Source organism: Bartonella queenslandensis AUST/NH15 (assembly GCF_000312585.1).
Taxonomy (GTDB): Bacteria; Pseudomonadota; Alphaproteobacteria; order Rhizobiales; family Rhizobiaceae; genus Bartonella; species Bartonella queenslandensis_A.
On the sequence record NZ_HE997986.1, the window covers coordinates 31793 to 43817 of the forward strand.

Consider the following 12025-nt stretch of genomic DNA (forward strand, 5'->3'; position numbering starts at 1 on the left):
AAGAGCAGACCATTATATTTTCCTACACTGTAACATTTTCTTCCTAAAGAAAATAGCTCTTTATTTGAAAAGAATGACAATGTTTTTATTATTTTTTAGTAATAATTTGTACTTTGAAAGAAATATTTTACACCAATGAAAGGGACTTTTTAGTATTTTTGTATATTAATAGTTTGCTTTTCTAATTATATGAAATGAAAGTAAAGAAAGAATTAGAAGTAAAGAGAGAATGACCCGTTTACCAGAAAGACTTTTAAGTGGTTACAAAAACTTTATAAATAATCATTTTTCATATAAAACAGAACATTATCAGCAATTGGCGATCGAGGGGCAAAAACCTGAAGTTTTAGTTATTGCTTGCTGTGATTCGCGTGCGATCCCAGAAATGATTTTTGATGCTAAGCCTGGGGAAATTTTTACCCTGCGCAACGTGGCAAATGTGGTTCCGCCTTTTTCTCCTGATAACAAATATCATGCAACATCAGCGGCTCTTGAATATGCTGTGCAATTGCTTGAGGTAAAACATATTGTTGTTTTTGGTCATGCTCATTGTGGAGGTATTCATACTGCTCTTAAGGAGACGTGTAAATCTTTACCTTCAAATGATTTTATTGGCCAATGGATTAGTCTTTTAGCACCAGCAGCAGAAGTCGTTTTGAGTAATAAATCACTGTCTTGGCCAGAAAAACAGACGGCTTTAGAGCAGCTTTCTATTCGCCATTCGTTGAGAAATTTAGAGACGTTTCCGTGGATAAAGTTCCGAAAAGATCAAGGTATTTTAACATTGCATGGGGTTTGGTTTGATATCTCTAGTGGGAAATTATGGAATGTGGAACAAGAAACAGGTTGTTTTATGCGTGTTGAAGTTGAAAGTTTTGAAGGATAGTATTGTAGTATTTGCTGTTTTTATTTCTTCGTATAAAAAGACATTTTATGATAAAACTTGACAAAGCTGGGGTTTTATTGTTTGAAGGAGCAAGCTTTCAGTGACAAAATTAACTTGGAGCCACCGACTGAGACCCCAATGCAAGGGTATGAAGAGATCTCAGAGGTCAACATTCGACGGCGCGATGCGTTCTCGGGTGCTATTTTGGTTTGTTCGTTATGCAACTTTATTTGCAACAATGAGGTAAATGATGTTTGAATCCTTGCAAGAGCGACTTGGTTCTATCCTGTCTCATTTAACAGGGCGTGGTGCTTTGTCGGACCAGGATGTTGCAGAGGCGCTGCGTGAAATTCGTCGCGCTTTATTGGAAGCTGATGTTGCCCTTGATGTTGTTCGTGCTTTTACCGATAGGGTTCGGGAAAAAGCTGTTGGAACCGAAATTGTTAAATCAATTAAACCAGGCCAAATGGTGGTTAAAATTGTTCATGACGAATTGGTTCGTATTCTTGGAAATGAAAGCGTTCTGAGTGATTTGAATGCACCAGCGCCAGTTGTTGTCATGATGATTGGTTTGCAAGGTTCCGGAAAAACAACCACAACAGCAAAGCTTGCAAAACGTTTCACTGATAAGCACAATAAAAAAGTTCTCATGGCGTCTTTAGATACACGTCGTCCTGCTGCGCAAGAGCAATTGCGCCAATTGGGAGAACAAGCGAAACTTGCAAGTCTGCCTATTATTGCCGGACAACTGCCCGTTGATATTGCATCACGTGCTGTGCAGGCTGCTAAATTGGGCGGTTATGATGTGCTTCTTCTTGATACGGCAGGACGTAATCATATTGATGAAGCTTTGATGCTTGAATTGGCTGAAATTAAAGCATGTTCTCTTCCTCATGAGATTATGTTGGTTGCTGATAGTTTAACGGGGCAAGACGCCGTTCATCTTGCTCGTTCTTTTGATGAACGTGTAGGGATTACAGGGATTATTTTAACACGGATGGATAGTGATGGGCGTGGGGGTGCTGCTCTTTCTATGCGTGCTGTTACAGGCAAGCCGATTAAAGCAATCGGAACCGGTGAAAAAATAGAAGACTTGGAAGAGTTTCATCCCAGTCGTATTGCTGATCGTATTCTCGGGATGGGGGATATTGTTTCTTTGGTTGAAAAAGCTGCTGAAGCAATGGATCATGAAAAAGCTGCTGCTTTTGCAAAAAAAATGCAGAGCGGCAAATTTGATCTAAATGATCTTGCAGAACAGTTGCAGAAAATGAAAAAACTGGGTGGAATGGGCGGCATTATGGGCATGTTGCCAGGATTGGGCAAGGTCAAAGAGCAGATTGCGGCAGCCGGTCTTGATGACCGTTTGTTTAATCGTCAATTGGCTATTATTTCATCTATGACACCGCAAGAGCGTATGAATCCAGAGCTTTTAAAACATAGCCGCAAACAACGAATTGCTAAGGGGTCTGGAACAACGGCGGCTGATATTAATAAACTTTTGAAGATGTATCGCCAAATGGCTGATATGATGAAAGCCATGGGGGGTAAGGGCAAAAGTAGTTTGATGGGAAAAATGTTAGGAGGTCTTGGATCCAAAATGGGATTTGGAGGAATGGGAGGTGCTGATTCTCCAGCTATGCCTGATTTATCGGGATTGGATTTGAAACAACTCTCAACACTTCAAAAGCAGATTAAAAATGATAATGGAGGGAAGCTCTTGCCTGGACTTCCCGGACGTGACCCTACATTTCCTGGTCTTTCCAATGGTATTGCCGATAGGGGAAAACTTCCTCAGCATCTTAAGAAAAAATAATATGTAGAGAGGGAAAGGAATATGATGCAGGAAACAGTATTAAATGAATTGGCACATTTACGAGCATCTATTGATAATTTTGATGCAACTTTGATTCATATTTTAGCAGAGCGTTTTCGTTGTACGAAAATGATTGGGCAGTTAAAAGCGCGTTATGATTTGCCTAAAGTCGATCCTCTGCGTGAGCAACATCAGATAGCCCGTTTACGGCAATTGGCGATAGATAGTCATCTTGATCCTGATTTTGCTGAAAGATTTTTAAAGTTTATTATTAAAGAAGTTGTGCATCATCATGAAATTATTGCTGAAGAGCAAAAAATAAAAAAAGTCAATTTAAACGAAAGCCAGAGCTGACAATAGGAGATAAAATATGGCATTGAAAATTCGTTTGTCCCGTGGAGGTTCAAAAAAACGTCCTTACTATCATATCGTCGTTGCAGATGTTCGTAGTCCGCGCGATGGGCGTTTTCTTGAACGTGTTGGTGCATGGGATCCAATGTTGCCTAAAGATGGACCGAGGGTAAAACTTAATGAAGAACGTATCCAATATTGGCTTGGGCAAGGAGCTCAACCAACGGATCGCGTTTTACGGTTTTTAGATGCAGCTGGCTTAAAAAAGCGTCCAACCCGCAATAATCCTCATAAAGGTGAACCGGGCAAAAAAGCACAAGAACGTATAGCAGCAGCAAAGCAAGCGGCAGAGGATGCGGCAGCTGCGGTTGAAACAGAAGCTGCTTCAGAATAAGAAATGTGATTGTTTAATCAACGCCTCTTTAAAAGTTTGAGAAGAATAAATGTTATCCGTTTTTGATCGGCAAAAACGGATCTTCTTTAAGGGGGCGTTTATTTAAAAAATGTTGGTTTTTAAAGTTCGATTTTAGAAATCTATGGCTTTAAAAGTATGACTTTAAAAATCAATGGCGCGGCCTTTAATTTCCCAGTCTCCATAGCGGGATGGATCTTTTCCGCCGCGTCCACCGTTTTCCAACGGTTGTTCTTTTGTTGTTTCGTCTTTTCGTCTTTCTTCGGCTTCTTTGAGAGCGCGTTGTGCTGCGGGAGAAAGGGATGGCTGTTTAACGACAGTTAAATTTTTTTTGCTTATTTTTTCATCTTTTTTATTCATTTTACACCTATTCCATTGAAGAAGCAGAAAGAAAACCCCATCATATAGTATTGGTAGACTTTTATCATGGAGTTTTTTGAGTAATGAATATAATGCGTACAGCCATGCTTTTGGCTTTTATGACGGCTCTCTTTATGGGGGTTGGTTATCTTGTTGGAGGGGGCAGTGGTATGGTCATTGCTCTTTTGATGGCAAGTGGTTTAAACTTTTTTTCTTATTGGAATTCAGATAAAATTGTTTTACGCATGTACGGGGCGCGTGAAGTTGATCAGCATTCCTCGCCTGTTTATTATAAGATTGTAAGCGATTTAGCTAAAAAAGCTTCTCTTCCTCAACCAAAAATTTATGTCATTGATAATGCACAGCCAAATGCTTTTGCAACGGGACGTAATCCGCAAAATGCTGCTGTTGCCGCGAGTACTGGGTTGTTGGAGCGGTTAAGTGCTGAGGAAATTGCTGGCGTTATGGCACATGAGCTCGCACATATCGAGCATCGTGATACCTTAACCATGACTCTAACAGCAACAATTGCAGGGGCAATTTCAATGCTTGGTAATTTTGCTTTTTTTATGGGGGGACAGCGCAGCTCTTCAGAAGATTCTCATGGCGCAGGGGCAATTGGAGGATTTATTGCACTGCTTGTGGCACCTTTTGCTGCAATGCTCGTACAAATGGCAATTAGCCGTACGCGTGAATATGCTGCGGATCGGAGAGGGGCTGAAATATGCGGTAATCCTTTATGGTTAGCTTCGGCATTGCGTAAAATTGCTGATGGGGGGCGTGGCGTTTACAATGAAGAAGCAGAGCATAATCCAGCAACAGCACATCTATTTATTATCAATCCTTTGAGTGGTGAGGGAGCGGATAGTCTTTTTTCGACACATCCCGCAACGGTAAATCGTATTGCTGCTCTTTATCGGCAAGCAGAAGAGATGAAAAGGACTCTTGCTGAAAATGGGGGATGGAATGAAGAAAGCAGTATGAATAAAAAAAACAATAATGAGATGAATTATGGAGATTTTCGTAGTGATCAGGCTTATGCATCAGGAGAGCAAGAAAACAGTACTTTTCAGCGTATGACAAAACGTCCTTCTTGGCTTCGTTATGACAATTCAAAAAGATCTCGTTCATAGAACCTTCGAGGAGATTTCTGAGGAATTTCTTGAGAAAACAGTGATATAAAGGTTGTTGTTTTGAAACATAAAAAAGCGGGGCATGTGTCTGAAAAAGATGTTCCAGGATTAGCTGTTCGGCAGGTGTGTGTGCGCCTTTTAGGGGCGGTGGTTGATAAGTATACGCCTCTTTCTGGTTTGACGGATAATGAACACGGACACCCACAATATTTAAAGCTTTCACAACGAGATCGTTTATTGTGTCGGGCTATTTTGACAACGTCATTGCGTCATCGAGGACAGATTACGGCGGCTCTTTCACGCTTTTTGGTACGCCCTTTGCCTTCGCAAGCGCTTTCACTTCAGCATCTTTTGCATATCAGTGTAGCGCAAATTCTTTATCTTGATGTTCCTGATCATGCAGCTATTGATTTAGCTGTGCGTGTGGCAAAATTTGATCCGCGTATGCGCCGTTTTTCAGGGGTGGTGAATGCTCTTTTGCGCAATGTTGCGCGTGAGGCAGCCTCTTTACGCCAACAGGTTCCGACACTTGAAGGTGTTCCAGCGTGGTTTAGCCAGCTTTTAGTATCAGCTTATGGAACAGAAAAAGCACATCAGATTATAGAAATTCAAAGTGTGGAGCCCCCTCTCGATTTGACAGTGAAATCTGATAGTATTAGATGGGCTGAGAGACTTGGCGGTGTGGTGTTGCCTAATGGTTCTGTTCGATTGAATCGTTTGGAGTGTTCTGTTTCTGATTTACCAGGCTATCGTGAAGGGGCTTGGTGGGTTCAAGATTTTGCTGCAGCGTTGCCTGCTTGTTTAGTAGGAGAAATTCGGGGTAAACGCGTTGCTGATCTTTGTGCGAGCCCTGGGGGAAAAACAGCACAATTGGCTTTGCAGGGGGCAGGGGTGACAGCAATTGAGCTTTCTGCTAATCGCGTAAAGCGTTTAAAAGAAAATATGGAACGGCTTCATTTTTCCGTTCACATTTGGCAGGGAGATGTGAGAAATTTTCATCCCACACAGCTGTTTGATGCGATTCTTCTTGATACTCCTTGTTCTTCTACAGGAACGATCCGTCGTCATCCAGATATTTTATGGACGAAATCGAGAGATGATGTCGTTAAATTAGCAGAATTACAATATGATTTGCTTGTTGCTGCAATTGCTTTGGTCAAAGAGGGAGGACGGATTGTTTTTTCTAATTGTTCTTTGGCAAGAGAAGAAGGTGAAGATCTTATCGAGAAAATTTTATCGACACGCAATGACATTGTTTTGGACCCTATTTATCCAGAGGAAATAGGAGTATTGGAGCATTTGCTTTTTGAGGGGATGTTGCGCACGACGCCGGTGGATTTTTGTCATAAAAACTTTGATACTCAGAAAGCTGCATTTTTAGGAATGGATGGTTTTTTCGCTGCACGCTTACGAAAAATTGCTTAATTAACGTTTCATTTACAAAAATGGTCGAAATTGTATCTGATTCAGCATAAATGGAGATGGAATTTTGGCGGTTGCAGTAAAAGCTCCTCAGGTGAAAGTGGCAGCCTGTATCGATACGCTACAGCATGTTATGCGGCGTTTATGGGTTGGTCCCTTGTTTCGTTGGCGGTTTTCAGGGTTTCGTCCTCATAAAATTTTAGCATATCCTATTGATTTGCACGTGGCTGACCCCATGATGGCGCATGAATTTTATCATGGTCGTTTTGCTTTTGCTGGTCATATTGTTCATTCTGGTGCTGTGTCACCATTTTCATTGTCTCCACCAACGCTGGAATGGGAGGCGGCTCTTCATGATTTTCATTGGTTGTGCCATATGGATGCAGCAGAAAGTGATTTAGCCGCAGCGCATGCGCGCGCTCTTTTAGAAGATTGGCTTGACCATGCTGGCAAGAAGGTAAAGGGGCTTGCTTGGAGTGCTCCTGTTGTAGCACGGCGTTTGATTTCGTGGATTTGTCACTCAAAAATGTTGTTAGAAGGGGCAAGTGAGCGGTTTGAAAAATGCTTTTTACGTGCGCTTGGTTTGCAATTTCGTTATTTGCGCGTAACAATTTGCAGTATGGGGCACAATGATCAACGTTTACACGCAGCAGTCGCTTTGACGTTTGCATCTCTTGCTTTGCCTGTTTCTACGGCTGTGAAGAAAAAGATACAAATTACGCTTATAGAAGAGCTTTCGCGTCAGATCTTGGTTGATGGTGGACATATTTCCCGTAGTCCTATTATCTTATTTAATTTGTTGTCAGATTTATTATCTTTACGTTATCTTTTTATGCGTAGCAATGAAACGGCTCCACGTATTTTGATTGATTCTGTTGAGCGTATGTTGCCAGCTTTACGGTTCTTTATCCATGAAGATCAAACATTGGCGCATTTTAATGGGGTTGGTCCCCTCGTATCGGAACGCTTATTGAAACTTTTGGAGCTTGATGAAACAGGAGGGCATCCTTTTAGTTATGCTCGTTATTCAGGGTTTCAGCGCTTAAAAGCCAATCAAACAACAGTGCTTGCAGATACAGGAAAATTTCCACCACACTTTGTAGCACAGCAGGCTTGTTCGGGGTGTTTATCTTTTGAAATGTCCTCACAAGGACACCGTTTTATTATTAATACCGGTGTTAACCCTGATGGGGCGGAAGATTATCGACATTTAGGGCGTGTTACTGCGGCCCATTCAACAGCTATACTTAATGATTGTTCGGTGGGCACTTTTTATAAAAAAAAGAAAAATGGTGCTTCCTTTTTGTTTGATGGACCAACGGATGTTCAAGTGCACCGTATAGAGGATTCAGGAAAAACAGGTTTTATTGCGAGCCATGATGGTTATGTGCGACCCTTTAATCTTATTCATGAGCGTGGTCTTATTTTAGCGACAAACGGAGATATGATCGAAGGTTTTGATCGCTTTTTTATGCCAAATAAGAGGGGAAAGAGACATAAGAGGGTGCAAAGTGAACAAGATCATGTTGCGGTTCGGTTTCATCTGCATCCACAAGTCGAAGTTAACTATGATGGTGAGCGTGTGTGTTTAGCGGTAAAGGACGGGCACATAGAGGACGAGCAAGTATGGTACTTTATATCACCTGATGCGGATATTTGTCTTGAAGATTCGATTGATTTTGCGGCATTAGAAGGTCCACAACGGACACAGCAGATCGTTTTATATTTTCGCCCTGCATTTCAGGAAAAAGTTCGCTGGCGTTTTATCCGTCAAGCGTTTGATAAAAAATAAGAATATTATTCCAAGCTATAGTCTATTGCGTTTTATTTTTATCTTTGTGTTCTAAAATATCATCGTTTATTGCGGTAATATCTTATTGAAGAACCATGTAAACTTTTATACGTTAAGTATTTTTTGTGAGACTATGGGATGGATATTTTTAGGCAAAGTTTGCCTATAAAATCTTGTGAGATAATGAGGGGATTTTAGCCGAAATTGGGTGTTGACAGACCATTATTTATAGATCGGTACAGATAATCTTCATTTCTTTAAAGGCGTGGAGAGAAGATTAGACTGTTGGCTTATCTTTAAAAAGTTTTTGAGTGCGCTATTGTGATCACTATTCCGCTCTGAGGGAGCTGCAGGTTTAAGACAATCAAATATTTTCTTGTAAATTTATGCTTCTGTTAAAAAAACATTTCTCAATGTTTTATTATCCTCATTTCACAATGGTGTTTGTATAAAGTATAGTGTGAAATTCTCGGCCAATAGGTGTAGAATTATTTCACCTCCTCCCTTCTCTTTTTATTTGAGTTTATGGCTTTTAAAAGTATCTAGAAGAATAATGTGAATCATGCTTTATTTTGCACTTTTAAGAAGTTAACCTATTGATTTATATTATTTATTATTTTAAACTTAAATGAAACTTGGAAAGTGGTAAGGTTCTCTCACTGGGAATTTATTTATGGTAAAGCAATGCATATATTTGTACCCTATTGGGAGAGGTGGTGTGTAAATTGCAGGAAGAAAGAAATAAAAATAGTTCTTCTGGACACTTTTAAGCGCCAAAGGTTGTTACAACATTGGGCGGTATATCATTTTGGTTGAGATCTTCATTAAGCGTAAAGGAGAGAATGCTCAGAGGATTCTCTTCATGAGTGTTACCATGAGAGGGGGATGATGAGCATTGAGAAATATTTCTTTAAAATAAAAGCATGTGAAGGTGTACCATCCGGTGATTTAGTTTTGGGTCTTCTTTTTTATGAAAAATCAACAAGTCGGTACCATCGCACTATTTACCAGCTCCCAATGTTGCGACAGCCTTTGGCATTTGAGATGATTCATAAGAGCTATTTACTCCTTGCTTTCCTCATTTTTATTTACACACTCATCCCGCTTGTGATGCGCAAGAAAGTCAATTTGGTTGATTCAACATAAACAGGTTTGAAGTGAGAGAATCGTATGATATTTGGGACTCTCATTCAACATGCAAAATAGTAAACTATCTTTATAAATCAATATGTTCCTTGCGTTTGGGATATGATTTTATTGAAGAGAGAAAAAGGTGAGGTAGTGTACCCCATTTTAAAAAAGATATAGATGTTTTTGAAAGTTGTAAAACCGAATGAAAAAATGACGGTAAAGATGTGAGTAGCTTTTTATCTTTGAAACTTCATGTTTTTGCTAAAATAGTTTGTTTTCCATTTTAGAAGTTATAATATCCTTGCTCTTATCTCGCATATCAAAGCGGATAGAGGAAAGCATTAAACTAGCTTAATCTTTATTTTGATCCCATTATTGCTGCGTATAGAGCAAAAATTCCGACTCATCACACACTTTTTCAGCTTCCAATGTTGCGATAGCTCTTGGTGTTTGAGACGGTTCATTATAAGCATTTTTAGTTTTTTAACAGTTTCTATTTCACGCAAGCACTCCACGCTTATCGCGCGGAAGACATGGCTTTCGCTGATTTAATATAAACAGATTTAAATAAGAGAAACCATACAGTAGAGCCTCTGATCCAATGTGCAAAATAATGGGTGCAAAATAATGGACACGCTTGATAAATCAAAAATTGCTCATCACAAAAACATCGAGAATTCAAGAAAAAACATTAAATAACGTTGCAACAAAAGTCTAGGGAAAAACCCTTTCTCCTTTGTATTATCATACCAACACTGAAATGATAATACAAAGCCTCAAACTGTTTGTTTCTTTATAGCAAAGCGTTTCTTCAAATCCTCAAATATTCTTCAAACAACTTTTTTAGAAGATGTACGCGAATAGCGTCGTGCAACTGCATCAATATCACCTCGACAAATGCCAAGATTATTGAGTTCATACGTCGAAAGACGACTCAACGCATTAACGGTCCGACGATAACGGCGCCAATTACTATAAGAACGTAGAATATTCATATCCTGTACTCAAACTTTGTTACACTCTTTAGTTTAAGAATAGAACATATCACTAAAAAAAGTTGCGCTATAATGTCATAACAGGTATGCATCTACACATAATAAAACTCCCTTTAACATTTGTCTTATTATAAAAGGACAATCATTAAAGCTATTGGCATTTTAGTCTTAAAACAATGGCTAAATTATGTGCATTTTCTGCGGTGATCACTTCTCCATGACACGCGGATTCTCTGGATTGAATAACTGCTTCTATTTCAATGGTTATCAATCGGCATACGATTTATGAAAAATTCCTTGAAACGGTTATCTCATATGAAGAGGAAATCACCCAAATTATATTAATGACGGAAATGTCGTATTCCTGTAAAAACCATCGCTAACCCCTGCGCATCAGCAGCAGTGATCACTTCTTCATCACGCATGGAGCCTCCTGGTTGAATAATTGCTGTTGCTCCTGCTTCAGCTGCTGCTAATAAACCATCTGCAAAAGGAAAAAATGCATCGGATGCAACCACTGATCCTTTTGTAAGCGTTTCTGTTAAGCCTGCTCTTTGCGCACTTTCTGCTGCTTTACTTGCAGCAATTTTTGCTGAATCGATACGGCTCATTTGTCCAGCTCCAATTCCAACTGTTGCGCTATTTTTTGCATAAACAATAGCATTTGATTTAACGTGTTTTGCTACACGAAAAGCAAATTGAAGATCACGCATTTCATCTTGAGTTGGTGTGCGCTTTGTCACCACTTGCAATTTAAGATCATCAACCACCACATTATCACGTGATTGCACTAAAATGCCTCCTGCAAGTGTTTTCGCAAGAAGTCCTCCACAACGTGGATCAGGGATACCACCTGTAATGAGCAAACGAAGATTTTTTTTCTTGGCAATAATTTCACGTGCCGCCATTGTCGCATCAGGAGCAATAATTACTTCCGTAAAAACTTTAACAATCTCTTCCGCACATTCTTCATCAAGGGTTTGATTTAAAGCAACAATTCCACCAAAAGCCGATACATTATCACACATAAGAGCTTTCAAATAAGCTTCTTTCAAATTTTCTCCTTCCGCAACACCACAAGGATTGGCATGTTTAATAAGAGCAACAGCAGCGGTTTTTTGCGGATCAAATTCTGCAACAAGCTCAAAGGCTGCATCTGTATCATTCAGATTGTTATAAGAGAGTGCTTTGCCTTGTAAAAGTTTTGCTGTTGCGATGCCAAAACGTTTTTCATTATTGCGATAAAATGCTGCCTGTTGATGGGGATTTTCTCCATAGCGCATAACATTTTCAAGATGGCCAGAAAAACTTTGCCATGATGGTGTTTCGATTTTTAAATCCTGTGCAAACCACGCTGCTATTGCTGTGTCATAAGCTGCGGTGTGCGCATATGCACGCATCGCTAACTGGTGACGCATGGATAAACTTAAACATCCATTATTCTGTTTTAATTCGGCTAGAATCGAATCATAGTCATTTATCGCTGTTACAACACCGGTATAAGCATAATTTTTTGCTGCAGCACGAATCATCGCCGGCCCACCGATATCAATATTTTCAAGAATTGTTTGCCCATCAGCTCCCGATTGGATCGTTTCTTCAAAAGGATAAAGGTTCACCACCAAAAGATCAATTCCATGAATGCTGTTCTTTTCCATAGCTTCCCTATGGCTAGGATTTTCTCTTACCCCTAACAAAGCACCATGAATCAAAGGATGGAGTGTTTTTAC

10 protein-coding genes are annotated in these 12025 nt (G+C 39.8%); 7 read left to right on the forward strand and 3 right to left on the reverse strand.

Annotation, left to right across the window (positions count from 1 at the left end; all coding sequences use genetic code 11):
* The first annotated feature begins 229 nt into the window (after positions 1-229).
* The 4 genes from BN338_RS02680 to rpsP all read left to right on the forward strand — a co-directional run bounded on the left by BN338_RS02680 (position 230) and on the right by rpsP (position 3444).
* Positions 230-886 (forward strand): carbonic anhydrase, encoded by a 657-nt coding sequence (locus tag BN338_RS02680; RefSeq protein WP_039758783.1) that lies wholly within the window; start codon positions 230-232, stop codon positions 884-886.
* A 250-nt stretch (positions 887-1136) separates the two neighbouring features.
* Positions 1137-2699 (forward strand): signal recognition particle protein, encoded by a 1563-nt coding sequence (gene ffh, locus BN338_RS02685; RefSeq protein ID WP_039758784.1) that lies wholly within the window; start codon positions 1137-1139, stop codon positions 2697-2699.
* Between the two features lie 24 nt (positions 2700-2723).
* On the forward strand, positions 2724-3053 hold the full coding sequence (locus BN338_RS02690; protein WP_039758845.1) for a chorismate mutase: 330 nt from the start codon (positions 2724-2726) through the stop codon (positions 3051-3053).
* Between the two features lie 16 nt (positions 3054-3069).
* Complete coding sequence (rpsP, locus tag BN338_RS02695) at positions 3070-3444, forward strand: 30S ribosomal protein S16 (RefSeq protein ID WP_039758786.1); 375 nt, start codon at positions 3070-3072, stop codon at positions 3442-3444.
* Between the two features lie 162 nt (positions 3445-3606).
* Here rpsP and BN338_RS02700 read toward each other — a convergent pair whose 3' ends face one another.
* Positions 3607-3822, reverse strand: a complete 216-nt coding sequence (locus BN338_RS02700) for a DUF1674 domain-containing protein (RefSeq protein ID WP_039758788.1) — start codon at positions 3820-3822, stop codon at positions 3607-3609.
* An 83-nt stretch (positions 3823-3905) separates the two neighbouring features.
* Here BN338_RS02700 and htpX point away from each other — a divergent pair, with 83 nt between their 5' ends.
* The 3 genes from htpX to BN338_RS02715 all read left to right on the forward strand — a co-directional run bounded on the left by htpX (position 3906) and on the right by BN338_RS02715 (position 8169).
* Entirely contained in the window at positions 3906-4955 is a 1050-nt protein-coding gene (gene htpX, locus BN338_RS02705) for a zinc metalloprotease HtpX (RefSeq protein WP_039758789.1), read from the forward strand.
* Positions 4956-5015: 60 nt separating this feature from the next.
* The gene (locus BN338_RS02710) at positions 5016-6380 is read left to right on the forward strand and encodes an RsmB/NOP family class I SAM-dependent RNA methyltransferase (RefSeq protein WP_039758791.1); all 1365 of its coding nucleotides are present in this window, start codon (positions 5016-5018) and stop codon (positions 6378-6380) included.
* Positions 6381-6444: 64 nt separating this feature from the next.
* On the forward strand, positions 6445-8169 hold the full coding sequence (locus BN338_RS02715; RefSeq protein WP_039758793.1) for a heparinase II/III family protein: 1725 nt from the start codon (positions 6445-6447) through the stop codon (positions 8167-8169).
* 1961 nt (positions 8170-10130) lie between these two features.
* Here the strand turns inward: BN338_RS02715 and BN338_RS11030 are convergent.
* Together BN338_RS11030 and purH are read right to left on the reverse strand one after the other, a co-directional pair.
* Positions 10131-10295, reverse strand: a complete 165-nt coding sequence (locus tag BN338_RS11030) for a DUF1127 domain-containing protein (RefSeq protein WP_083868427.1) — start codon at positions 10293-10295, stop codon at positions 10131-10133.
* Between the two features lie 341 nt (positions 10296-10636).
* Positions 10637-12025: bifunctional phosphoribosylaminoimidazolecarboxamide formyltransferase/IMP cyclohydrolase (purH, locus tag BN338_RS02725; protein ID WP_039758796.1), on the reverse strand; the 1389-nt coding region annotated here is incomplete at its 5' end.